Annotated in this window: 22 protein-coding genes; 15 read left to right on the top strand and 7 right to left on the bottom strand. The window is 69.9% G+C overall.

Features of this window, described 5'->3' with window-relative positions; genetic code table 11:
* Nucleotides 1–54: 54 nt before the first annotated feature.
* Nucleotides 55–702 (bottom strand): dethiobiotin synthase, encoded by a 648-nt coding sequence (gene bioD, locus AB4112_RS20915; RefSeq protein WP_309797219.1) that lies wholly within the window; start codon nt 700–702, stop codon nt 55–57.
* Between the two features lie 173 nt (nt 703–875).
* Nucleotides 876–1,913 (bottom strand): GlxA family transcriptional regulator, encoded by a 1,038-nt coding sequence (locus tag AB4112_RS20910; RefSeq protein ID WP_441722791.1) that lies wholly within the window; start codon nt 1,911–1,913, stop codon nt 876–878.
* Nucleotides 1,914–2,149: 236 nt separating this feature from the next.
* Here AB4112_RS20910 and AB4112_RS20905 point away from each other — a divergent pair, with 236 nt between their 5' ends.
* Entirely contained in the window at nt 2,150–3,826 is a 1,677-nt protein-coding gene (locus AB4112_RS20905; protein ID WP_441722789.1) for a formate--tetrahydrofolate ligase, read from the top strand.
* Between the two features lie 17 nt (nt 3,827–3,843).
* Here AB4112_RS20905 and AB4112_RS20900 read toward each other — a convergent pair whose 3' ends face one another.
* Nucleotides 3,844–4,290, bottom strand: coding sequence for a type II toxin-antitoxin system HicB family antitoxin (locus AB4112_RS20900; RefSeq protein ID WP_441722788.1), 447 nt, complete (start codon nt 4,288–4,290; stop codon nt 3,844–3,846).
* Nucleotides 4,287–4,475, bottom strand: coding sequence for a type II toxin-antitoxin system HicA family toxin (locus AB4112_RS20895; RefSeq protein ID WP_441722855.1), 189 nt, complete (start codon nt 4,473–4,475; stop codon nt 4,287–4,289). Before AB4112_RS20895 ends, AB4112_RS20900 begins: the two co-directional genes overlap by 4 nt.
* Before the next feature lie 156 nt (nt 4,476–4,631).
* Between AB4112_RS20895 and AB4112_RS20890 the strand changes: the two genes are divergently transcribed.
* The 11 genes from AB4112_RS20890 to AB4112_RS20840 all read left to right on the top strand — a co-directional run bounded on the left by AB4112_RS20890 (nt 4,632) and on the right by AB4112_RS20840 (nt 16,695).
* Complete coding sequence (locus AB4112_RS20890; protein ID WP_441722786.1) at nt 4,632–5,198, top strand: tyrosine phosphatase family protein; 567 nt, start codon at nt 4,632–4,634, stop codon at nt 5,196–5,198.
* Nucleotides 5,199–5,384: 186 nt separating this feature from the next.
* Nucleotides 5,385–6,635, top strand: coding sequence for a sarcosine oxidase subunit beta family protein (locus AB4112_RS20885; protein ID WP_441722784.1), 1,251 nt, complete (start codon nt 5,385–5,387; stop codon nt 6,633–6,635).
* 13 nt (nt 6,636–6,648) lie between these two features.
* Nucleotides 6,649–7,020, top strand: a complete 372-nt coding sequence (locus AB4112_RS20880) for a sarcosine oxidase subunit delta (protein ID WP_441722782.1) — start codon at nt 6,649–6,651, stop codon at nt 7,018–7,020.
* Between the two features lie 16 nt (nt 7,021–7,036).
* The gene (locus AB4112_RS20875) at nt 7,037–10,078 is read left to right on the top strand and encodes a sarcosine oxidase subunit alpha family protein (protein ID WP_441722780.1); all 3,042 of its coding nucleotides are present in this window, start codon (nt 7,037–7,039) and stop codon (nt 10,076–10,078) included.
* Entirely contained in the window at nt 10,071–10,706 is a 636-nt protein-coding gene (locus AB4112_RS20870; RefSeq protein ID WP_441722778.1) for a sarcosine oxidase subunit gamma, read from the top strand. The genes AB4112_RS20875 and AB4112_RS20870 overlap by 8 nt, the downstream gene beginning before the upstream one ends.
* A gap of 661 nt (nt 10,707–11,367) precedes the next feature.
* On the top strand, nt 11,368–12,234 hold the full coding sequence (locus tag AB4112_RS20865) for a hypothetical protein (RefSeq protein WP_441722776.1): 867 nt from the start codon (nt 11,368–11,370) through the stop codon (nt 12,232–12,234).
* A gap of 341 nt (nt 12,235–12,575) precedes the next feature.
* Complete coding sequence (locus AB4112_RS20860; RefSeq protein WP_309797238.1) at nt 12,576–12,935, top strand: GFA family protein; 360 nt, start codon at nt 12,576–12,578, stop codon at nt 12,933–12,935.
* 113 nt (nt 12,936–13,048) lie between these two features.
* Entirely contained in the window at nt 13,049–13,504 is a 456-nt protein-coding gene (locus AB4112_RS20855) for a MarR family winged helix-turn-helix transcriptional regulator (RefSeq protein WP_309797239.1), read from the top strand.
* Between the two features lie 23 nt (nt 13,505–13,527).
* Nucleotides 13,528–15,600, top strand: coding sequence for an FUSC family protein (locus tag AB4112_RS20850; RefSeq protein ID WP_441722774.1), 2,073 nt, complete (start codon nt 13,528–13,530; stop codon nt 15,598–15,600).
* Nucleotides 15,597–15,794: a DUF1656 domain-containing protein gene (locus AB4112_RS20845; RefSeq protein WP_309797242.1), complete on the top strand. Its 198-nt coding sequence runs from the start codon at nt 15,597–15,599 to the stop codon at nt 15,792–15,794. Before AB4112_RS20850 ends, AB4112_RS20845 begins: the two co-directional genes overlap by 4 nt.
* A gap of 13 nt (nt 15,795–15,807) precedes the next feature.
* Nucleotides 15,808–16,695: an efflux RND transporter periplasmic adaptor subunit gene (locus AB4112_RS20840; protein ID WP_309797244.1), complete on the top strand. Its 888-nt coding sequence runs from the start codon at nt 15,808–15,810 to the stop codon at nt 16,693–16,695.
* Nucleotides 16,696–16,708: 13 nt separating this feature from the next.
* Here the strand turns inward: AB4112_RS20840 and AB4112_RS20835 are convergent, their stop codons facing one another.
* Nucleotides 16,709–18,553, bottom strand: a complete 1,845-nt coding sequence (locus AB4112_RS20835) for an ABC transporter ATP-binding protein (protein WP_441722771.1) — start codon at nt 18,551–18,553, stop codon at nt 16,709–16,711.
* Between the two features lie 239 nt (nt 18,554–18,792).
* Between AB4112_RS20835 and AB4112_RS20830 the strand changes: the two genes are divergently transcribed.
* Nucleotides 18,793–19,356 (top strand): hypothetical protein, encoded by a 564-nt coding sequence (locus tag AB4112_RS20830; protein WP_441722768.1) that lies wholly within the window; start codon nt 18,793–18,795, stop codon nt 19,354–19,356.
* A 36-nt stretch (nt 19,357–19,392) separates the two neighbouring features.
* On the opposite strand, the gene AB4112_RS20825 is transcribed toward AB4112_RS20830, so the two are convergent.
* Nucleotides 19,393–20,994 (bottom strand): glucan biosynthesis protein, encoded by a 1,602-nt coding sequence (locus AB4112_RS20825; protein WP_309797250.1) that lies wholly within the window; start codon nt 20,992–20,994, stop codon nt 19,393–19,395.
* A gap of 193 nt (nt 20,995–21,187) precedes the next feature.
* Between AB4112_RS20825 and AB4112_RS20820 the strand changes: the two genes are divergently transcribed.
* A complete protein-coding gene (locus tag AB4112_RS20820; protein ID WP_441722765.1) occupies nt 21,188–21,316 on the top strand; it encodes a hypothetical protein in 129 nt (42 codons plus the stop codon).
* A 4-nt stretch (nt 21,317–21,320) separates the two neighbouring features.
* On the opposite strand, the gene AB4112_RS20815 is transcribed toward AB4112_RS20820, so the two are convergent.
* Nucleotides 21,321–21,524, bottom strand: coding sequence for a DUF1674 domain-containing protein (locus tag AB4112_RS20815; protein ID WP_441722762.1), 204 nt, complete (start codon nt 21,522–21,524; stop codon nt 21,321–21,323).
* Between the two features lie 96 nt (nt 21,525–21,620).
* Between AB4112_RS20815 and htpX the strand changes: the two genes are divergently transcribed.
* Nucleotides 21,621–22,496, top strand: a complete 876-nt coding sequence (htpX, locus tag AB4112_RS20810; protein WP_441722759.1) for a zinc metalloprotease HtpX — start codon at nt 21,621–21,623, stop codon at nt 22,494–22,496.
* Nucleotides 22,497–22,513: the final 17 nt, after the last annotated feature.

The following is a 22,513-nucleotide window of genomic DNA, read 5'->3' as shown; positions in this document are numbered from 1 at the left end:
ATTGCTTCGTCGGCTTCGCCTCCTCGCAATGACGAGGAGGGGGCGTTCGCCGCCTCAGGCGGCGATGGCTTCGGCCAGGATCTCGCCCAGCGGCGGCACGGCATGGGCCAGCTCGGCGATCACGGCGCGGGTGACGCGCTGCAGCTCCGGGATCTCGAAGATCACCGGCACGCCGCCATGCTTCTCGATCGCGGCGCGGTTGCCGCCGTTCAGCGGGCCGTTCATCACCACCCCGGCGATCGGGATCTTCCGGGCGCGCAGCGCCTCGATCGTCAGCAGGGTGTGGTTGATCGTGCCGCGGGCGCTGCGCGCCACCACGATGGTGGGGTAGCGCCACACCGACAGCAGGTCGACCGCCAGGGTCGAACAGTCCAGCGGCACCATCAGCCCGCCGCCGGGACCTTCGATCAGCAGCGGCCGGGTCGAGAAGGGCGGCACGATGGCGGCCGGGTCGATCTCGCTCTCCTCCAGCGCCGCGGCGGCCACGGGGGCCAGCGGCGCCTGGAAGGAATAGCGCGGCGCCTGCAGCCGGTCGGCGGACATGCCGGTCAGCGCGGCGATGGTCGCGGTGTCCCCCGGCTCCTCGGCCAGGCCGGTCTGCACCGGCTTCCAGTAATCCGCGTCCCAGGCAACGGCCAGGCAGGCGCAGGCGAGGGTCTTGCCGACATCGGTGTCGGTGCCGGTCACAAAGAATCGTGTCATGGGGTGCTGCAGGTCTCGACGACGGGGCGGGCGGCGGCCAGAAAGGCCTGCCAGGTCCGGTCTACGGGCATTCGGGTCCGGGATGCCGTTACGCGAAGCCACGGACTATGCACAGAACCATCCTCCGTTGCGAGTCCTCTCATGACGCAGCGCAGCAAAGCTGGGCTGCGTCGTCAAGCGAGGATCTTCTGGCGCACCGGTCGTTCCGGCATCGGCACACCGCGCAGGATGGCGTTCGCCCGCTCCTCGCGCGGCGACCGGCCATAGAGCTGGCGGTAGCATTTCGAGAAATGCGACGCCGAGACGAAGCCGCAGGCCAGGGCCAAATCGACGATCGGCAGGTCGCTCTGGTTGATCAGATGCTGCGCCCGCTCCAGCCGCAGTTCCAGGTAGTAATGCGCCGGGCTGTGGCCCAGCTGCTTGCGGAACAGCCGCTCCAGCTGGCGGCGCGACAGCCCGACATGGGCGGCCAGCTCCTCCTGCGGCAGCGGCTCGGCGATGTTCGCCTCCATCAGCTCGATCGCCGAGACCAGCTTCGGGTTGTGCACGCCGAGGCGGGCGCGCAGCGGCAGGCGCTGGCGGTCGTGCGGGCTGCGGATGCGGTCGACCAGGCACTGCTCGGACACCTTGGTGGCGAGGTCGCGGCCCTGCCGCAGCGCGATCAGGTGCAGCATCATGTCGATCGCCGCGGTGCCGCCGGAACAGGTGAAGCGGTTGCGGTCGACCTCGAACAGGTCGCTCGACACCGGGATCTCGGGGAAGGTCTCGGCGAAGCCGGGCAGGTTCTCCCAATGGATGGCGCAGCGGTGGCCGCCCAGCAGGCCGGCGCGGGCCAGCAGGTGCGAGCCGGTGCACAGCGCCCCGATGCCGACGCCCTGGCGTTCGGCCCGGCGCAGCCAGGCGAAGACCTCGTCGTCGCGATAGCGCTCGATGCCCAGGCCGGAGCAGGCAAAGATCATGTCGAGCGGCTTGGAGATGCCGGACTGGCGGCTCAGCTCGGCCAGCGCGGTGTCGACGCCGACGCTGATGCCGTTGCTGGCCTTGACCGGCTGGCCGTCCTTGGACAGCACGATCCAGCGGTACAGCGTCTTGTCGGCCATGCGGTTGGCGATGCGCAGCGGTTCGACCGCCGAGGTGAAGGCGATCATTGAGAACTGCGGAATCAGCAGGAACCCGATGGTCTCGGTGTCGAACCCTGAATCCTGGCCCATTGGTCCCTCTGCCTCCCGGCGGCGTTTGCGCCTGCCTGACGAATCGGTAGCACGGGTCGCAAATTCGACAAAGAGGCTACATGCGACGGGCTGGATGGGGGCGAACAGCGGAAACGCATGGCTCGGGGCCGGATCCGCGGGGTGTCGCATCGGGGTCGCGCAATGTCGCCGCAGACGGGGCCGCCTTCGGGATGCTATGCGACGATGGCTCAAAACGCTGGCTTGGGGGCAGATTCATGTCGGTACCGTCGGATATCGAGGTCGCGCGCGCCGCGAAGATGCGGCCGGTGGTCGAGATCGGGGCGAAGCTCGGGATCCCGGCGGACGCGCTCTACAGCTACGGCCCGAACATCGCCAAGCTGGCCTCCGGCTTCGTCGACGGGCTCGAGGACCGGCCCGACGGCAAGCTGATCCTGGTCACCGCCATCACCCCGACGCCGGCGGGCGAGGGCAAGACCACCACCACCGTCGGCCTCGGCGACGGGCTGAACCGGATCGGCAAGAAGGCCGCGATCTGCCTGCGCGAGCCCTCGCTGGGCCCCTGCTTCGGGGTCAAGGGCGGCGCCGCCGGCGGCGGCTATGCCCAGGTGGTGCCGATGGAGCAGATCAACCTGCACTTCACCGGCGACTTCCACGCCATCGGCAGCGCCCACAACCTGCTGTCGGCCCTGCTCGACAACCACATCTACTGGGGCAACGCGCTCGACATCGACACCCGCCGGGTCACCTGGCGGCGGGTGATGGACATGAACGACCGGGCGCTGCGCGGCATCGTCACCAGCCTGGGCGGCGCCGCCAACGGCTTCCCGCGCGAGGACGGGTTCGACATCACCGTGGCGTCGGAGGTGATGGCGATCTTCTGCCTGGCCAAGGACCTGAAGGATCTGGAGGCGCGGCTGGGCCGCATCATCGTCGGCCACACCCGCAGCCGCAAGCCGGTGACGGCCAAGGACCTGAAGGCGGACGGGCCGATGACCGTGCTGCTGAAGGACGCGTTCATGCCCAACCTGGTGCAGACGCTGGAGAACAACCCGGCCTTCGTCCATGGCGGGCCCTTCGCCAACATCGCCCATGGCTGCAACTCGGTGATGGCGACCAAGACGGCGCTGAAGCTGGCCGACTATGTCGTCACCGAGGCCGGCTTCGGCGCCGATCTCGGGGCCGAGAAGTTCTTCGACATCAAGTGCCGCAAGGCCGGGCTGAAGCCGGTGGCGGCGGTGATCGTCGCCACCGTCCGCGCCCTGAAGATGCATGGCGGCGTGGCGAAGGACGATCTGGGGCGCGAGAATGTCGCGGCGCTGAAGAAGGGCCTGGCCAATCTCGGCCGCCACATCCGCAATGTCGGCCAGTTCGGCGTGCAGGCGGTGGTCGCGATCAACCGCTTCGTCGCCGACACCGAGGCCGAGCTGCAGGCGGTCAGCGACTATTGCGCCGAGCATGGGGTCGACGCCCAGGTCTGCACCCACTGGGCCGATGGCGGCGCCGGTGCCGAGGAGCTGGCGCGCAAGGTGGTGGCCCTGGCCGATGGCGGCCATTCGCAGTTCCGCACCCTGTACGACGACGACGTGCCGCTGTGGGAGAAGATGCGGACCATCGCGACCTCGATCTATGGCGCCGACGACGTCATCGCCGACAAGCAGGTGCGCGACCAGTTCCTCCAGTACCAGAAGGGCGGCTACGGCCATTTCCCGATCTGCGTCGCCAAGACCCAGTACAGCTTCTCCACCGACCCGGCGCTGAAGGGGGCGCCGTCGCACCATGTCGTGCCGGTGCGCGAGCTGCGGCTGTCGGCGGGGGCGGAGTTCCTGGTCGCGGTGTGCGGCGACATCATGACCATGCCCGGCCTGCCCAAGGTCCCCGCCGCCAACGCCATCCGGCTGGACGCCGACGGCCAGGTGGAAGGGCTGTTCTGAACGAGGAAATCGTCCCGCTACGCCGCAGAGGCCAGTTCCAAGTCGAGTGCTCGGCCGAGCGCGCCGAATGCCGCATCGTACTGGTCCAACCTTGTCGCATGGTCGAAGCGAAACAAGCGGTCCACCTGCTCCCGATGCCAACCCAGGCGGCGGGCGAGTTCAGCCCGACTGACACCGACTGAACGACATGCGATGTGGAGCAGCGTCTTGATCGCAGATTGCAGCGGCACGCGGACCAGGGACGCCAAATCTCGATCCAGATCGACCGTCCCATTGTCCTCGACTGGGATATCCGCGCCAGCGGCAACGCGCGCGGCCAGGGCCTCGTCGATCGCATCGACCGCGTGGCGTTTGGCGTCCTCCATGCTGTCCCCGAAGCTGGTCACCTCCGGAAGAAGCGGGCAGGTCACCAGAAATGTATCGTTATCGTCCGGGGTCAGTTCGATTTTGTAGATGAACATCATTTCAGCCCTAGATCTTTCAGGATCTTGTTCACGAGACCTTTGCCGAGCTCCTTGTGAGCGCCATGCATCGGAAGCTGGCTGACTCGATCGCCTCGTCGAACGGTGAGATGTCCGCTGCCTCCTCGATGCGTCTCGAAGGTACAGTCATGCTTGGCGAGCAGCCGTTTCAGCTCTTGCGCGTTCATCAAGATAATGATGATCCACACTTCTGTAGAAGTCCACAGATGTGTTGACTCGATTGGGAGGCCTGCATTCCGGCCCCGCACGGCTGACGCACCCCATCGGCGTTTGACCCGGCGGCGGCCGGGCGGGGACAATGCGGCAGACACGAGGGAAGACCGATGCTGCTGCACCCCGACCGCCATCTCACCGTCTGCGGGCTCGACGAGATCGCAAGCTTCCGCGCCGCCGGCGTCACCCATGTGCTGTCGATCGCCGATCCCGGCACCCCGGCCGAGACCTATTTCGACGGCTTCGCGGTGCATCGCCGGCTGGATTTGCGCTTCCACGACATCATCGACGAGCTGCCGGGCCATATCTTCCCCACGCCGGACCATGTCGCCTCGATCCTCGAATTCGGCGAGGCGATGGCGGCCGAGGGCGAAAGCCTGCGCCACCTGCTGGTCCACTGCCATATGGGCGTGTCGCGCTCGACCGCGGCGATGCTGATGCTGATCGCCCAGCGCGATCCGGGCGAGGAGGAGAAGGCGGTGGCGCGGCTGGCCGCGATCCGGCCGCAGGCCTGGCCGAACACGGTGATGATCGACTATGCCGAGGCCCAACTCGGCACCAAGGGCCGGCTGCGCGAGGCGCTGCGCCCGCAGTACCGCCGCGTCGCGGTCGAGCAGCCGGAGCTGATGGCGCTGCTGCGCCGGGTCGGCCGCACCCGCGAGATCCCGGTCGACTGACGCGGTCGCCTCGCTTCTTTGCGACATTGCCGTCAGGCCGGCCCGCGGTTCCCGATCCCTGCCGGGCCGCGGGACGCCCGCCATCGGCCTTGGCGCAGGGCGACGCCTCGATGTCGCGCCTAAGCTCGCGACCGGCCGCCCGCTTCTGCACGATGCCCACGCTCAACCCGGACCGGCCACGGATCGATGACGCGCTATTCCCTCTTCGCCCTCGCGCGCAATGCGCTGTCGCACCATGAAGGCTGGCAGAAGGCGTGGCGTTCGCCCGAGCCCAAGCCGGCCTATGACGTCGTCATCGTCGGCGGCGGCGGGCACGGCCTGGCCACCGCCCACTACCTGGCGAAAGAGCACGGCATCACCAATGTCGCGGTGCTGGAGAAGGGCTGGATCGGCGGCGGCAACACCGGCCGCAACACCACCATCGTCCGGTCCAACTACCTGTTCGATGCCTCGGCCTTCATCTACGAGCACGCGCTGAAGCTGTGGGAAGGCCTGTCGGCCGACCTCAACTACAACGTGATGTTCAGCCAGCGCGGCGTGATGAACATCTGCCACGACCCGCATGAGGCGCGCGAGCTGATGCGCCGGCTGCACGCCAACCGGCTGAACGGCATCGACAGCGACTGGCTGACCCGCGAGCAGGTGCTGGAATTCTGCCCGGCGCTGAACCCGGACCGGAGCATCCGCTTCCCGGTCTATGGCGGCACCGTGCAGCGCCGCGCCGGCACCGCCCGGCACGACGCCGTGGCCTGGGGCTACGCCCGTGCCGCCGACAGCCGTGGCGTCGACATCATCCAGAACTGCGAGGTCACCGGCTTCCGCACCGAACAGGGCCGCGTCGTCGGGGTCGAGACCAGCCGCGGCTATATCGGCGCCGGCAAGGTCGGGGTGGTCGCCGCCGGCCACAGCTCGGTGCTGGCCAACCTCGCCGGCTTCCGCCTGCCGCTGGAAAGCCACCCGCTGCAGGCGCTGGTATCGGAGCCGATCAAGCCGGTGATCGACTGCGTGGTGATGTCGAACGCGGTGCACGCCTATGTCAGCCAGTCCGACAAGGGCGAACTGGTGATCGGCGCCGGCATCGACGGCTACGTCTCCTACTCCCAGCGCGGCGGCTTCGCGGTGATCGAGGAGACGCTGGGCGCGATCGTCGAGATGTTCCCGATCTTCAGCCGCATGCGCATGCTGCGGCAATGGGCCGGCATCGTCGACGTGTCGCCGGACGCCAGCCCGATCATCGGCAAGACCCCGGTCGACAACCTGTTCATCAACTGCGGCTGGGGCACCGGCGGCTTCAAGGCCACCCCCGGCTCCGGCCATGTCTTCGCCCACACCATCGCCCGGGGCGAGCCCAACGCCATCGCCGCCCCCTTCGCGCTCGACCGCTTCAGCTCCGGCGCGCTGGTGGCCGAGCACGGCGCCGCCGCCGTGGCGCATTGAAGAGGGTCGCCCGATGTTCCTGATCGACTGCCCCTGGTGCGGCACCCGCGACCAACGCGAATTCCGCTGCGGCGGCGAGGCCCATATCCGCCGCCCGGCGGCCCCGGCCGAGCTGAGCGACGCCGAATGGGCCGACTACGTCTTCATGCGCTCGAACCCCAAGGGGCTGCATTACGAGCGCTGGGTCCACATCCATGGCTGCCGCCGCTGGTTCAACATCGCGCGCAACACCGCGACCGATGAGATCCTGGCGATCTACGGCGCCGGCGACCCGCCGCCGGCGATCGAGGGCCAGTCGATCCCGACGCCATCAGGCGAACCGGCGCGGGGCACCGCCAACACGCCGCTGGTCGATTCCGCCAGCGTTTCCGGCCCCCAGACGTGATGGCCAGGCAGACCCCATGACCCAACGCTATCGCCTGGTCGGCCGCGGCGCCGACATCGACCGCAGCCAGAGCGCCGACTTCGCCTTCGACGGCAGGTCCTACCGCGGCTATGACGGCGACACCCTGGCCTCGGCCCTGCTGGCCAACGGCGTGCACCTGCTTGGCCGCAGCTTCAAGTACCACCGGCCGCGCGGCGTGGTGTCGGCCGGGCCGGAGGAGCCGAACGCCCTGGTCCAGCTGGGCCCCGACGCGGCGCGGACCGACCCCAACACCCGCGCCACCCAGGTCGAGCTGTTCGACGGGCTGGTGGCGCGCAGCCAGAACCGCTGGCCGTCGCTGCGCTTCGACCTGCAGGCGGTCAACGACCTGATCGCGCCGATGATCCCGGCCGGCTTCTACTACAAGACCTTCATGTGGCCGCGCTCGCCCAAGGCCTGGATGGTCTATGAGCGCTTCATCCGCAAGGCCGCGGGCCTCGGCGTGTCGCCGCGCCAGCCCGACCCCGACCGCTACGACCATATGAACGTCCATTGCGACGTGCTGGTGGTCGGCGGCGGCATCGCCGGCCTCGGCGCCGCGCTGGCTGCCGCCCGCGCCGGCGCCCGGGTGATCCTGGCCGAGGACCAGGCCCGGTTCGGCGGCTGGCTGCGGTCGGAACCGACCGCGTCGGTCGGCGACGTCGCGGCGCTCGACTGGGTCGCGGCGACGGTGGCGGAGCTGTCGGCGATGCCCGATGTCCGGGTGCTGCCGCGCACCACCGGCTTCGGCTATTACGGCCACAACTGGCTCGGCCTGCTGGAACGCGTCGCCGACCACATCCCGCCGCATGCGGTGCCGGCCGGCACGCCGCGGCAGCGGCTGTGGAAGGTGCGGGCCAAGCAGGTGGTGCTGGCCACCGGGTCGATCGAACGCAGCCTGGTGTTCGCCGAGAACGACCGGCCTGGCATCATCCTGGCCGGCGCGGTGCGCGCCTATCTCAACCGCTGGGGCGTCAAGGTCGGTGACCGCGTGGTGGTCGCGACCGGCGACGACAGCGCCTATGCCACCGCCCTGGACCTCGCCGCCGCCGGCGTCGCCGTGCCGGCGATCGTCGACACCCGGCCCGACCCCGACGGGCCGCTGGTCCGGGCGGCGCGCGCCGCCGGCCTGCCGGTCTATGCCGGCCATGCCATCGTCGGCACCTCCGGCCGCCTGCGGGTGAACGAGGTGCGGCTGATGCCGCTGGCCGCCGACGGCCTGTCGGTGCGGCGCGGCGCCGAGACCACCATCGCCTGCGACGCGGTCGCCATGTCCGGCGGCTGGAATCCGGTGCTGAACCTGCAGTCGCAGTCGCGCGGCCGCCTGCGCTGGGACGAGGCGCGGTCGACCTTCATGCCCGGCGACAGCTTCCAGGCCGAGCGGTCGGCCGGCGGCTGCGCCGGCACCATCCGCTTCGCCGACGCGCTGCAGGAGGGCCTGGTGGCCGGCGCCGGCGCGGCCGAGGCCGCCGGGCTGACCGCGGTGGCGGTGGCGGTGCCGGCGGTCGAGACCGCGCAGGAGGAGCCGGAGGCCGACGACAGCAAGCCGCTGTGGTACGTGCCGTCGGACCGGCCGGCCAATGCGGTGCGCGCCTTCGTCGACTTCCAGAACGACGTCACCGCCAAGGACCTGCGGCTGGCGCTGCGCGAGGGCATGGTCTCGGTCGAGCACGTCAAGCGCTACACCACCACCGGCATGGCCACCGACCAGGGCAAGACCGGCAACGTCAACGCGCTGGGCATCGTGGCGCAGACCATGGGCCGGACCATTCCGGAGATCGGCGTCACCACCTTCCGCCCGCCCTACACCCCGGTCACCTTCGGCGCCATCGCCGGGCGCAGCGTCAAGGCGCTGTACGCCCCGATCCGCCGCACCCCGATGCATCGCTGGGCCGAACGGCACGGCGCAGTGTTCGAGAATGTCGGCGGCGGCTGGAAGCGGGCCTGGTACTTCCCCAAGCCGGGCGAGGACATGCACGCGGCGGTCAACCGCGAGGTCAAGGCGGCGCGGACGTCGGTCGGCGTGATGGACGCCACCACCCTGGGCAAGATCGACGTCAAGGGCCCGGACGCGGCGGAGTTCCTGAACCGCGTCTACACCAACGCCTGGGCCAAGCTGGCGATCGGCGGCTGCCGCTACGGCCTGATGCTGGGCGAGGACGGCATGGTCAAGGACGACGGCGTCACCACGCGCCTTGCCGACGACCATTTCCACATGACCACCACCACCGGCGGCGCCGCCACCATCCTCGCCTGGCTCGAGGAATGGCACCAGACCGAGTGGCCGGACCTCAAGGTGTTCCTGACCTCGGTCACCGAGCAATGGGCGGTCGCCACCATCTCCGGCCCCAGGAGCCGCGAGCTGCTGGCGCGCCTGACCGACATCGACCTCTCGAACGAGGCCTTCCCGCATCTGTCGATGCGCGAGGGCGTGGTGGCCGGGCTGAAGGCGCGGGTGTTCCGCATCTCCTTCACCGGCGAGCTGTCCTACGAGATCAACGTCCCGGCCGCCCAGGGCATGGCCCTGATCGAGGCGATCGAGGCGGCGGGGCAGGGGCTCGACCTCGTCCCCTACGGCACCGAGGCGATGCATGTGCTGCGCGCCGAGAAGGGCTTCATCATCGTCGGCCAGGAGACGGACGGCACCGTCACCCCCGGCGACCTCGGCATGGACTGGATCGTCGGCAAGAAGAAGCCGGACTTCATCGGCAAGCGCTCGCTCGACCGCACCGACACGGCGCGGGGCGACCGCAAGCAGCTGGTCGGCCTGCTGACCGACGACCCCAAGCTGGTGCTGGAGGAGGGGGCGCACATCATCGACACCGCGACGCCGGGCGCCCCGCCGGTGCCGATGCTGGGCCATGTCACCTCGAGCTACTGGAGCCCGAACCTGCAGCGGTCGATCGCCATGGCCATGGTCAAGGGCGGCGCGGAGCGGCTGGACGGCACGGTCCACATCGCCATGCCCGACCGCACCATCCCGGCCAAGGTCGTGAAGCCGGTGTTCGTCGATCTCGAGGGAGCGCGCCTCCATGGCTGACACGGCCTACGCCCATGACGACGCCCCGGCCGACCTGCCGGCCCGCCGCACCGCCACCGAAGGCCTGGTCCGGCCGCTGGTGGCGCCGGCCGATCCCGGCCTCCGCCTGGCCGAGATCGCGCATGAGGCCAAGCTGAACCTGCGCGGCGACGCCGGCGATGCCGGCTTCACCGCGGCGGTCTCCGGCGTGCTCGGCCTCGGCCTGCCCGCCCGGCCCGGCGTGGCCGCGGCGGACGGTCTGGCGGCGCTGTGGCTCGGCCCCAATGAATGGCTGGTGGTCGGCGGGGTGGACCGCGAGGCCGATCTCGCCGCCCGGCTGGGCGATGGGCTGGCCGGCCATCACGCCGCGGTCACCAACGTCACCGACAACTGGACCGTGTTCGCCCTGTCCGGCCCGAAGGCGCTGGACGTGCTGGCCAAGGGCTGCCCGCTGGACCTGCACCATAGGGCCTTCCCGGCCGGATCGGTGGCACAGAGCGTGGTGTGCCACGCCGACGTGATCCTGCACCGCCTGGACGATGCCGACGGCGCACCGCGGCTGCGGGTCTATGTCCGACGGTCCTTCGCCCAGTACCTGTGGGACTGGCTGGCCGACGCCGGCCAGGAATACGGCGTCGGCGAAGGCTGAGGCGGCGGGGCGGGGCTGCGAGGCCGCTAGCTAAGCCCTTCGCTAGGCCTCTTCCCCCTTCGTCATTGCGAGGAGGCGAAGCCGACGAAGCAATCCATGGCGCCGGTATGGACTGCCCGATGGATGGATTCGCTGCGCTCGCAATGACGATGTTTGAGGCTGGGATGCGAAGCCAGAAAACCGCTCAGATTGCCTCTCCCGCGTGGCGGGAGAGGTCGGGCTCGCGCAGCGAGACCGGGTGAGGGCGGGCCCCGGCCTCGACAAAATCCCCTCACCCGGAGCCGCTTCGCGTCTCCGACCTCTCCCGCAAGCGAGACCTTTTCAGAATGCCTCCGAACCGTCCCGGCGGCTCGCAACGACATTGGCCGAGGTTAAAATGAGTCCCCCCTCCCCTCGCGGGWGGGGGTAGGGGGAGGGGGTTTTCGATGCCCAGAACCGGCCCTGACTCTGGCAATTTGGCTCCGACGGCGAAGCCTGTCCTTTGCCCCATTCGCGCGCGGACGCGCGCAGACCCCTCCCCCTACCCCCTCCCACAAGGGGAGGGGGGACAAGAAAGGAATGGGCTCGGTTCATTCCGAAAGGGTCCCGCAAGCGGGAGAGGCGCAGGCGTAAACACAATGTGCATTGTGTTAAGTGGAACGACTCGTTCATGATACGTTCCATGGAAACAGCACCAGAAGGTTTCGACATCCAGGCCCACTGCCGCAGCCTCGCGCTGCAGCAGATGGAGATGCTGACCGAAATCGCCGAGATCAGCCTGCAGCTGGTCAGGGTCGAGGGCGCCCGCGCCCTCGACGCCCAGGCCAAGGTGAGGGCCGCGGCGCCCGGGACCGACGAGGCCGCGGCGGCCAGGGCCGAGGCGCGCGAGGCCGGGCTGGCCTTTACCCGCTTCACCCGCACGGTGCATCAGTCCCTGGCCCAGCGCGCCCGCACCGCCGACAAGCTGTGCGCCCAGGACCGGGCCGAGACCCCCGACCGCCTGGCCGCCCGCAAGGCCCGCCGCGAGCGGCACCGCGACGAGGTGCGGGACACCCTGCAGGACATGATCTGCGAGGAGATCGAGGAAGAGGGCCGCTTCAACGCCCTGAAGGACGATCTCGAGGAGCGGGTCGACGCGCTCTACGAGGACCAGGATGTCCAGGTCGAGGACCGGCCGGTGGGGTCGGTGATGGCGGGGGTGGCCTGCGGCCTCGGCCTGTCGGAGACCTGGCAGCGCTGGCGCGGCGAGGAATGGCCGGCGACGCCGCGCCCCAGGCGGCCGGCGGGCAGCCCGGCGGAGATCCAGGCGATCCGGGCCAAGCGCCGGAAGGCGGTGACCGCGGCGGTCGAGCGGGACTTTGCGGAATGCGCCGATCCCGCCTGGATCCCGGCGCTCCGGGCCGGGCTGGCGGTGCGGCTGCAGGAGCCGGACGGGATCGAGATGCTCGACACCGAGACCATCGCCACCGCGGCCCAACGCCTCTGCCGGTCGCTCGGGCTCAGCCCGATGATCTTCGGCTTCAAGCCGAAGGCGCCGGACACCGGGTGACGGGCTGGATGGGCCGGGACCGAAGCCGAAGCAAATCAAAACAAACTCCCCCTCCCCTTGCGGGAGGGGGTAGGGGGAGGGGTTTTCGCCGCCGGAGCCGGCTTTGATTTCAACGATCCGGCCGTCGATGGCGAGGCCTGTCCTTTGCGCAATCGCGCGCGGACGCGCGCAGACCCCTCCCCCTACCCCCTCCCGCAAGGGGAGGGGGGACTCTTGATGGCCGCCGCGAAATGGCGCTGCGGATCCGCGATCGCGGGTGGACATGGCGCTCGTCCCGGACGACTCTCGGGCCCGAACGCCGTCGTGACGCGCGGCGATCCAAAGCGCCGGAGGAACGCCCCATGCCCGAGATGAAGACCTATGAGGGTGGCTGCCATTGCGGCGCCGTGCGCTACCAGGTCGAGACCGACCTGGCCAAGGTCGTGAGCTGCAACTGCTCGAACTGCTCGAAGCGCGGGCTGCTGCTCAACTTCGTCATGCCCGACCGGTTCACCCTGCTGTCGGGCGACACCGACCTGGTCGATTACCGCTTCAACAAGAAGGTGATCGAGCACCTGTTCTGCCCGTCCTGCGGCATCGAATCCTTCGCCCGGGGCCGCAAGCCGGACGGCACCGCCATGATCGCGATCAATGTGCGCTGCCTCGACGGCATCGACCTCGCCATGCTGCAGACCATCCCGGTCGACGGCGCCAGCTCCTGATCCGCCCGGCCCGGCCGGCATCGCGCCAGCCGGGCCAGCGTGACGCCAGCCGGGATGGCTGGCATACGGCAATCGCGGTTTCGCCCCGCCATGAGGAGGCTATGAAGGTGCCCATGCCCCAGACGCCTCCCGCCCGCGCCGATTTCGGCTATCGCCTGTTCCTGATCGCCCGCCTGTGGCGGCGCGAGATCGATGACGTGCTCGGCCGCTACGGCCTCAGCGCCGCCACCTGGCAGCCGCTGCTGCATGTGACGCGGCTGGGCGACGGCATCCGCCAGCGCGACCTGGCGGATTCGCTCGGCGTCGAAGGCTCCTCGCTGGCCCCGCTGCTCGACACGCTGGAGGGCCAGGGCGTGATCGAACGGCGCGAGGCCGGCGCCGACCGCACGGTGCATCTGACCGCCGACGGCCGCACCCTGGTGGAAGGCATCCAGGGCGTCGTCGCGGAGGTGCGCGAACGGCTGCTCGACGGCGTCTCCGACCAGGATATGATCGTCTGCCTCGACGTGCTCAGCCGGATCGAGGCGACCATCGCCGCCGGCCGGCCCGAGGCTGCGGGCGGCCGCTAGGCGACGAGGGACGCGGGGGACGCATGGACTGGCCGACCTGGCGTGATGGCGTGTTCTCGCTGCGCACCTTCTGCGCCGCGATCCTGGCCGCCTGGATCGCCCTGCGCATCAACCTGTCCTCGCCCGGCACGGCGATGCTGACCGCCTACATCGTGTCGCAGCCGCTGACCGGGATGATGCTGTCGAAGAGCGTCTACCGCGTGATCGGCACTGCCGCCGGGGTCATCGCCAGCATGACCTTCATCGGCCTGTTCGCGCAGGAGCGCGAGCTGTTCGTGCTGGCCAGCGCGCTGTGGTTCGGATGCTGCATCTACGTCTCGGTGCTGCTGCGCGACGCGCCCAGCGCCTATGCGCCGCTGCTGGCGGGCTACACCGCCGCGATCATCGGTTTCCCCGCGATCACCGCGCCGGACACGGTGTTCGACATCGCCACCAACCGCTGCGTCGAGATCCTGCTGGCGATCGGCTGCGCCGGCGTGCTCAGCGCCATCGTGCTGCCACGCCCGGTCGGGCCGGTGCTGCTGGGCCGGATCGAGGCGCTGCTGGCGGCCACCGCGACATGGGCGGTCGGCATCCTGCGCACCGAGGGCACCGACGAGGCGCCGCAGGCCGACCGCGCCCGGCTGATCGGCGATGCGGTGGCGCTGGAGACCCTGCGCGCCCACGCCGTATTCGACACACGGGCCATCCGCCTGGCCAATGACGTGGTCCGCCAGCTGCAGGGGCGGCTGTTCACCTTCCTCGCCGTGCTGGTCTCGGTGCAGGAGCGCGGGCGGCTGCTGCGCTTCCGCGACCCGGCGCGGTGGCAGGAAATCCGTCCGGCCTTCGAGGCGGTGGCGCGGATCATGGACCGGTCGCCGGGCCCGGACCAGCCGGATGACGGCGAGAGCATCGGCGCCGCCCGGCGCCTGATCGACACCCTTCAGCCGACGCTGGAGGAGCTGCGCCAGAGCCAGACGGCGATGGTCGTGCGCATCCTGCTGGACCGGCTGCAGGACGTGCTGACGCTGCGCGACGACTGCCGGCGGCTGCGCGACCATGTTGCCGCCGGCACCCGGCCGCGCAGCATGGGGTCGGCGCCGTCGGTCAGCCGGCACCGCGACCAGGCCGCCGCCATCATGGCCGGGATCACCGCCTTCACCGCGCTGGTGGTGGCTTGCAGCTTCTGGATCCTCACCGCCTGGCCGAACGGCGCCGCGGCCGCCACCATCCTGGTCGTGGTCTTCGGCTTCTTCTCCGGCGCGGACGAGCCGGCGCTGCCGGCCAAGGAATTCCTGCGCATGGCGGCGGTCGCGTCCATCGTCTACCTGCTCTATTTCGCGCTGGTGCTGCCCCGGGTCGACGGCTTCCCCATGCTGGCCCTGGTGCTGGCCACGGTGCTGGTGCCGGCCGGCGTCCTGATGCCGGCGCCGCGGATCGGGGCCTCGGGGCTGCTGCTCTGCATCAACTTCCTGACCCTGCTCGGGCTGTCCGATCGCGCCTCGCTCGACTTCGCCGGCGCGGTCAACAACAGCCTCGCCACCCTGGCCGGCATCGCCCTGGCGGTGCTGCTGTTCCGGCTGATCCGGCCGCTCGGCGTGCGCTGGATGGCGCAGCGCTTCGTCACCGGCATCATGGCCGACCTGTCGCGCATGGCGTCCGGCGCCGGCCTGTCGCAGGCCGAGTTCGAAAGCCGGATGTTCGACCGCATCAACGGCCTGTTCGCGCGGCTCGACCACGCCTTGCCCGGCGACCGGCCGATCCTGGATGGCAGCCTGGCCAGCCTGCGCGTCGGCCACAACATCATGATCCTGCGCCGTCTGTCCGACCGGCTGCCGCCGCCGGGGATTCGGGCGGTGGACGCGGCACTGGCCGCGCTGGAGCGCCATTTCGGCCAGGCCTGGCGCCACCGCGGCCCCAGCGGCCCCGAGGCGCTGGCGGCCCTGGCCCGCGCCGGCGAGGCGCTGCAGGGGCTCGAGGTCGACCGCAACACCGTCGCCGCCCTGGTCTCGGTCACCGCGATCTGGGTGACGCTGTCCTACCAGTCCGAATTCTTCGCCCTGCCGCAGACCGGCGGCCCGGCCCTCATCCATGACCTGATTGTGCCGACACCATGATCAAGGAAATCGACTTCGCCGGCGTCTACCTGTCGCCGATGCTCGGCTACCTCGTGGTGGCGCTCCTCCTCACCGGCGTGCTGCGCTTCGTGCTGGCGCGCGTCGGCGCCTATCGCTGGATCTGGCATCCGGCGCTGTTCGACCTGTCCCTGCTCCTGATCATCATGACCACCCTCGTCGCGCTGACGATGTGAGGCGAAGAAAGCCATGAAAACCGCAGCCCTCGCCCTCCGCATCTTCATCACCCTGGTCGTGGCGGCCGGCGCCGTCGTCGCCGGCGTGCTGCTGTGGCAGTACTACATCGACAGCCCCTGGACCCGGGACGCCCGGGTGGCGGCGGAGATCGTGCAGGTGGCGCCCGACGTCTCCGGCCTCGTCACCGAACTGCACGTCACCAACAACCAGCTGGTGAAGAAGGGCGACGTGCTGTTCGTGATCGACCTGGACCGGTTCAAGCTGGCGATCCAGCGGGACCAGGCGGCGCTGGACAACCAGCAGGCCCAGGCGGACCAGCTGGAGGCGGATGCGGAGCGCCGGGCCAAGCTGGGCCTCAACGCGATTTCGGTCGAGGCCAAGCAGCAGGCCGAATCGGCGGCCGAGGCCGCCCGCGCGGCGGTGGAGCAGGCCCAGGCGGCGCTGGACACGGCGAAGCTGGACCTCGAGCGCGCCACGGTGCGCTCGCCGGTCAACGGCTTCGTCTCGTCGCTGATCCTGAGGCAGGGCGACTACGCCACCGCGGGCAAGCAGGTGATGGCGATGGTCGACGCCGACAGCTTCCACGTCCGAGGCTATTTCGAAGAGACCAAGATCCCGCGCATCCACCCGGGCGACAAGGTCGAGATCAGGCTGATGGGGATGTCGGCGCCGCTGCAGGGCCATGTCCTCAGCATCGACCGCGCCATCGCCGACCGCGAGATCGCGCTCAACTCGATCTACCAGATCGTCGACGTCAACCCGACCTTCAGCTGGGTCCGGCTGGCCCAGCGCATCCCGGTGCGGATCGCGATCGACTCGATGCCCGACGGCGTGCTGCTGGCCTCGGGCATGACCGCCACGGTCGAGGTGATGCCGGCGGCGACCGCGCCGGCGAAGTAGAGGGCGGGGCCGCCTACTCCGCCGCCTGTTCCTCCTCGCCCAGGAAGCCGCCGGACTGGCGGCGCCACAGCGCGGCGTAGTGGCCGTTGGCCTTCAGCAGCTCCTCATGCGAGCCCAGCTCGACGATGCGGCCGCGCTCCAGGATCACCAGCCGGTCCATCCGGGCGATGGTCGACAGGCGGTGGGCGATGGCGATCACCGTCTTGCCCTCCATTAGATCCTCCAGCTGCTCCTGGATCGCCGCCTCGACCTCGGAATCCAGCGCCGAGGTGGCCTCGTCCAGGATCAGGATCGGCGCGTTCTTCAGCACCACCCGGGCGATGGCGACGCGCTGACGCTGGCCGCCGGACAGCTTGACCCCGCGCTCGCCGACATGGGCCTCGTAGCCGCGGCGGCCGCGCCAATCCTCGACATTCAGGATGAAGTCATGGGCATGGGCCTGCTTGGCCGCGGCGATCACCTCGTCCTCGGTCGCGGTCGGCCGGCCGTAGTTGAGGTTCTCGAAGATCGACCGGTGCAGCAGCGAGGTGTCCTGGGTCACCACCGAGATCTGCTCGCGCAGGCTCTCCTGCGTCACCCCGGCGATGTCCTGGCCGTCGATCAGGATGCGGCCGCTCTCCAGGTCGAAGAAGCGCAGCAGCAGGTTGACCAGGGTCGACTTGCCGGCGCCGGAGCGGCCGACCAGGCCGATCTTCTCGCCGGGGCGGATCTCCAGGTTCATGTCGTCGATCACGCCGCCGGGCCGGCCGTAGTTGAAGCTGACATGGTCGAAGCGGATGCCGCCTTCGCTGACCGCCAGGCGCTTGGCCTCCGGCTTGTCGACCAGGCGCAGCGGGTTGGCGATCGAGATCATGCCCTCCTGCACCACGCCGATGTTCTCGAAGATCGTGGTCACCTGCTGCGCCACCCAGCCGGCCATGGTGACGATCTGCCAGGTCAGCGGCAGCACCATGGCCACGGCGCCGATCGCCACCTGGCCCCGGCTCCACAGATAGATCGCGATGGTCGCGGTCGACACCACCAGCAGCGCGTTGGTGGTGGACAGGCACAGGTTGAACAGGCTGATCAGCCGCAGCTGGCTGCGGAAGATCAGGGTGTGGTCGTCCACCGCCTCGCGGACGTAGTCGTCCTCCTCCTTCGCCCGGGCGAACAGCTTCACCGTCAGGATGTTGGTGTAGCTGTCGACGATCCGGCCGGTCAGCAGCGACCGCGCCTCCGACATCTCGACCGAGCGCTGCTTCAGCCGCGGCACGAAGTAGACGAGAAGGACGATGTAGACGGCGAACCAGGCCACGGTCGGCAGCGCCAGCCACAGGTCGGCGGTGGCCAGCAGGATCAGGGCGCTGGTGCCGTAGATGGTGAGGTACCAGACCGCGGCGATGGTCATCACCGTGCTGTCGCGCAGGGCCACGCCGGTCTGCATCACCCGGTTAGCGATGCGGCCGGCGAAGTCGTTCTGGAAGAAGCTCCAGCTCTGCCGGACGATGTGCCAGTGGCTCTGCCACCGGATCAGGTTGGTGAAGCCCGAGGCGATGATCTGGTTGATCACCAGCGCCTGCAGGAACAGCGCCGCCGGCCGGCACAGCAGCAGCACCGCGGCCATGCCCAGCAGCAGGGGCCAGTGCTCGGCCAGCAGCGATTCGGGCGATGTGGTGCTGAGCAGGGTGACCACCCGGCCGATGAACACCGGGATCAGCGCGTCGAGCAGCGCGACGAGCAGCCCGACCCCGAGCAATCCGACGTAGTACCAGCGGACCTGACGCAGGAAGAACCAGTAGAAGCGCAGCAGCGTGCCGGGCGGCTGGCCAGGCATACCCGTGGCGGTCGGGCGCACGCGGGCTTCGAAAAAGCGGAACATGGCTGGGCCTTCCGGCGGCGTTTCTTGTTTGGGCGGCAGGCTTCCAGCCTGCGACGGTAATGTGTCGTCGAAAAGACCGGACAATTGGACACAGGAATTCGCCCAGCGCAGGGCTCGGGATATTTTCTGCGCTGTGCGCATGGTCACTGGCAGGTCCGCAGCCGCCGCTAGGATCGGGCGGCATGGATGCAGGGGCGCGGCCGGACCGTCCGGGCGCGAGGCATCCGAAGGGGACCGACATGAAGTACATCATCGTGCCGCTGCTGGTGGCGCTGGCCGGGTGGGGCATCCGGCCGGCCCTGGCGGACGACATCCACGACGCGCTCGACCAGGCGGAATCGGCCTACAGCAGCGCCGACTACGGGCGGGCCAAACGGGCGGCCGACCTGGCGGCGACCTTGCTGGGCCAGCTGGCGGCGGAGCAGCTGGCCAAGGCCCTGCCCGGGCCGCTCGACGGCTGGACGGCGGAGGACGCGTCCGGCGATTCGAGCGCCGCGGCGATGTTCGGCGGCGGCGTCCAGGCCGAGCGCGGCTACGCCAACGCGGACAGCCAGCAGGTGCGCATCCAGGTGATGGTCGATTCGCCGCTGGTGGCGCAGATGGCCGGTCTCTACGCCAACCCGGCGATGGCGGCGATGATGGGCAAGCTGGTCAAGATCGGCGACCGGCAGGCGGTGCAGAACGAGCAGGGCGAGCTCCAGATGCTGGTCGACAACCGCGTCCTGGTGACTGTCACCGGCGACGCGCCGGCGGAGGCGAAGCAGGCCTATGCGACGGCGGTCGACCTGTCGAAGCTGAAGTGACCGGGCGGCGGGGAACCAGGGTTCCCCGCGCCGGGCTCAGGCCGGCGGCGGCTCCGGGTGAAACTGGTACAGCCAGGTCTCGGTCAGCGGCTTGTCGTTCAGCCGCAGGAACAGGCGCAGCTCCACCGGGTCGGTGCCGTCGACCGCGAGGTCGAAGGTGGCGCGCCAGACATTGCCGTTCGGCACCGGTTCGCTGAACGGCCGGACGATGGTGCCGCGCGACGCCGTCACCACCACGTCCGGGAACACGCCGTAGGGGATCTGCCGCATCACCGCCGGGTTGTCGAACTCGGCGACGATCTTGTAGACGCCGGGCGGCCGCGGCTTGCCCGGCTCGCCGCCGCGACCCATCCGGGTGGCGATGGTGCGAGCGACGGCCTGGTCGGGATAGGGCTCGTCCGCCAGCCAGTGCAGCCGGTAGCTCAGGTCCAGGCGCGACCCGGCGGCGGGCCGGTCCTCCGGCACCCAGAAGGCGACGATGTTGTCGTGGATCTCGTCGTCGGTCGGCAGTTCCACCAGCTGGATCGCGCCGCGGCCCAGCGGCGCCAGCGGTTCGACCCACACGCTGGGCCGGCGGTCGTAGAACACGCCGTCGAGGTAGTGGTCGAAATTGCGGTCGCGCTGCATCAGGCCGAAGCCGCGCGGGCTGTCGCCGCCGAAGCTGGACACCATGATCTCGCGCGGATTGTTCAGCGGCCGCCAGATGCGCTCGCCGCCGGCGGTCCAGATCGCCAGCCCGTCGGAATCATGCACCTCGGGCCGCCAGTCCAGCATCCGGCCGCGACCGTATTCGCCGTACCAGAACATCGAGGTCAGCGGCGCCAGCCCCAGCCGGGTCACCGCCTTGCGCAGGAACACCGCCGCCTCGACCTCCATCACCACCCCTTCGGTGCGGTGCAGGGTGAAGCGGTAGGCGCCGCTGACGCTGGGCCCGTCCAGCAGGGCGCAGACCACCACCGGCTGCGCCGGGTCGGGCGCCTCGGCGATGAAGAACTGGGTGAAGATCGGGAACTCTTCCGGGCTGCCCTTGACCGCGACGTCGATGGCGATGCCCCGCGCCGACATGCCGTACTGGCCCAGCGCGCCGATCGCCCGGAAGTAGGAGGCGCCGAGGAAGGCGACCCAGTCCTGGGTGCGCCAGTCGTCGCGTTTGTTCGATTCCTGCAGGCGGAAGCCGGCGAAGCCGGAATCGGCGGGCAGCTTGCGGGCCGGGCTGTCCTCCGGCATGTCGAAATAGCGCGGCCGGTACAGGATCTCGCGGGAATCGTCGCCGACGACCAGATTCATCCGCACCGCCTCGCCGAAGAAGCGGCCGAGATGGAAGAAGGTGGCGGGATAGGCGCCGGTGCCGTCGGCATAGGGCGCGAGGTCGGTCTTGAACTTGATCTTGCCATGGGCGTCGTAGTCGATGGCCTCGACGATCTCCGGCGCCGGCCGGTAGGGCGGCTGGTAGGGCTGCGCCGCCAGCGCCTGGGCCCGCGCCGTCAGCAGGTCGTAGGAGAAGGGCGTTGCGGCGCCGAGGGCCAGGCCCTGCTCTTCCGCCGCCGCGGCGCGCTGCGCGGCCGGCAGCCCGGCCAGCAGGGCGGCGGCGCCGGCGGCGCGGAACAGGGTGCGGCGGTGGAGCGGGGTGGCGATCATGCGACCTCCCGAAATCTCTTTGGCCGGAATCTCTTGGGCGGGCCACTGCAGCGGAACCGCCGATCCGGCACATAGACCGCCGGCCGGGGGATGACAAGGCCAGGGCGACAAACGGCGCCGGCGATCAGGCTCTGACCGCGGCCACGCCTCGTCGTGAGATGGCAGGGGCAAAGGGGAGGGGCGGATAGGCCTGGTGCAGTCGATCGCCTGCCTGCCGACCTGCCTGGCCCCGGGCGAGGCGCCGAAGCACCCGCCGGTGCTGTCCGGCCCGCACCTGGCGTCGAAGTTCAGATCGACCGTGACGCTGCCGACAGTGTCCTAGGGTTTTAGAAATCCGAGCAGCGGCCGTTCACTTCCCAGTCGCCGTAACGCGTCGGCTCCGGGCCCTTCGGGCCGCCGATCTCGCCGGGCTTCTGCGGCACGGCCTCGATCGGCGCCCCGGTGCGGACATCGATGCGTTCGGCCAGGGTCTTGGCAGCCAGCGCCTCGTCGGTGGACGGCTTGGCGGGGGTGGAGTCACGATCGCTCATCCTCCTGATATGGCGAGGCGGGGGCCTCGCGTCCAGCCTTGATCGGGGGGACGACAGGGCCATTTGATCCGGGGCGAGAACCAACGGAGGATTCGGATGTCGGGGTATGTCCGCACGGCGCTGCTTCTGGCGGCCCTCACCGCGCTGTTCATGGTGGTGGGCGGGCTGCTCGGCGGGCGGGGCGGAGTCGTCATCGCGCTGCTGGTGGCGGTGGGCATGAACCTGTTCGCCTATTGGAACGCCGACAAGATGGTGCTGCGCATGCACAATGCGCGCGAGGTCGACGCCCGCAGCGCGCCCGACTTCTACCGGCTGGTGGCGCAGCTGGCGGAACAGGCGCAGCTGCCGATGCCGCGGGTCTACCTGATCGACGCCGACCAGCCCAACGCCTTCGCCACCGGCCGCAACCCGCAGAATGCGGCGGTCGCGGCCACCACCGGCCTGCTGCAGCGGCTGTCGTCGGAGGAGGTGGCGGCGGTGATGGCGCATGAGCTGGCGCATGTCCGCAACCGCGACACGCTGATCATGACGATCACCGCCACCCTGGCCGGCGCGCTGTCGATGCTGGCCAATTTCGGGCTGTTCTTCGGCGGCGGCAACAACCGCAACAACCCGCTCGGCTTCATCGGCGTGATCCTGACCGTGATCCTGGCGCCGCTGGCCGCGATGATGGTGCAGATGGCGATCAGCCGCAGCCGCGAATACGAGGCCGACCGGGTCGGCGCCGAGATCTGCGGCCGGCCGCTGTGGCTGGCCGCGGCGCTGGAGAAGATCGAAGCCTTCGCCAAGGGGATCGACTACGCTGCGGCCGAGCGCAACCCCGCCACCGCGCCGATGTTCATCATCAACCCGTTGCATGCCAATGCGGTCGACAGCCTGTTCTCGACACATCCCTCGACCGCCAATCGCGTGGCCGCGCTGCGGCGCATGGCCGGCGTGGCCGACACCCCGGCCCGCGGGCCGTGGGGGTAAGGCGAGGGAATCCGCCC

Origin of the sequence: Inquilinus sp. 2KB_23 (assembly GCF_052115705.1) — a bacterium.
GTDB classification, from domain to species: Bacteria; Pseudomonadota; Alphaproteobacteria; order DSM-16000; family Inquilinaceae; genus Inquilinus; species Inquilinus ginsengisoli_A.
This window is presented reverse-complemented; position numbering and strand designations above follow the sequence as displayed.

Bases quoted from the DNA above. Each gene is read 5' to 3' on its own strand.
- AB4112_RS20865 (WP_441722776.1), top strand. From the start codon at position 11,368: ATGGAAACAGCACCAGAAGGTTTCGACATCCAGGCCCACTGCCGCAGC.
- AB4112_RS20815 (WP_441722762.1), bottom strand. From the start codon at position 21,524: ATGAGCGATCGTGACTCCACCCCCGCCAAGCCGTCCACCGACGAGGCG.
- AB4112_RS20895 (WP_441722855.1), bottom strand. From the start codon at position 4,475: ATGAACGCGCAAGAGCTGAAACGGCTGCTCGCCAAGCATGACTGTACC.
- AB4112_RS20855 (WP_309797239.1), top strand. From the start codon at position 13,049: ATGCCCCAGACGCCTCCCGCCCGCGCCGATTTCGGCTATCGCCTGTTC.
- AB4112_RS20835 (WP_441722771.1), bottom strand. From the start codon at position 18,553: ATGTTCCGCTTTTTCGAAGCCCGCGTGCGCCCGACCGCCACGGGTATG.
- htpX (WP_441722759.1), top strand. From the start codon at position 21,621: ATGTCGGGGTATGTCCGCACGGCGCTGCTTCTGGCGGCCCTCACCGCG.
- AB4112_RS20845 (WP_309797242.1), top strand. From the start codon at position 15,597: ATGATCAAGGAAATCGACTTCGCCGGCGTCTACCTGTCGCCGATGCTC.
- AB4112_RS20890 (WP_441722786.1), top strand. From the start codon at position 4,632: ATGCTGCTGCACCCCGACCGCCATCTCACCGTCTGCGGGCTCGACGAG.
- bioD (WP_309797219.1), bottom strand. From the start codon at position 702: ATGACACGATTCTTTGTGACCGGCACCGACACCGATGTCGGCAAGACC.
- AB4112_RS20905 (WP_441722789.1), top strand. From the start codon at position 2,150: ATGTCGGTACCGTCGGATATCGAGGTCGCGCGCGCCGCGAAGATGCGG.
- AB4112_RS20830 (WP_441722768.1), top strand. From the start codon at position 18,793: ATGAAGTACATCATCGTGCCGCTGCTGGTGGCGCTGGCCGGGTGGGGC.
- AB4112_RS20880 (WP_441722782.1), top strand. From the start codon at position 6,649: ATGTTCCTGATCGACTGCCCCTGGTGCGGCACCCGCGACCAACGCGAA.
- AB4112_RS20900 (WP_441722788.1), bottom strand. From the start codon at position 4,290: ATGATGTTCATCTACAAAATCGAACTGACCCCGGACGATAACGATACA.
- AB4112_RS20875 (WP_441722780.1), top strand. From the start codon at position 7,037: ATGACCCAACGCTATCGCCTGGTCGGCCGCGGCGCCGACATCGACCGC.
- AB4112_RS20870 (WP_441722778.1), top strand. From the start codon at position 10,071: ATGGCTGACACGGCCTACGCCCATGACGACGCCCCGGCCGACCTGCCG.
- AB4112_RS20850 (WP_441722774.1), top strand. From the start codon at position 13,528: ATGGACTGGCCGACCTGGCGTGATGGCGTGTTCTCGCTGCGCACCTTC.
- AB4112_RS20825 (WP_309797250.1), bottom strand. From the start codon at position 20,994: ATGATCGCCACCCCGCTCCACCGCCGCACCCTGTTCCGCGCCGCCGGC.
- AB4112_RS20885 (WP_441722784.1), top strand. From the start codon at position 5,385: ATGACGCGCTATTCCCTCTTCGCCCTCGCGCGCAATGCGCTGTCGCAC.
- AB4112_RS20910 (WP_441722791.1), bottom strand. From the start codon at position 1,913: ATGGGCCAGGATTCAGGGTTCGACACCGAGACCATCGGGTTCCTGCTG.
- AB4112_RS20860 (WP_309797238.1), top strand. From the start codon at position 12,576: ATGCCCGAGATGAAGACCTATGAGGGTGGCTGCCATTGCGGCGCCGTG.
- AB4112_RS20840 (WP_309797244.1), top strand. From the start codon at position 15,808: ATGAAAACCGCAGCCCTCGCCCTCCGCATCTTCATCACCCTGGTCGTG.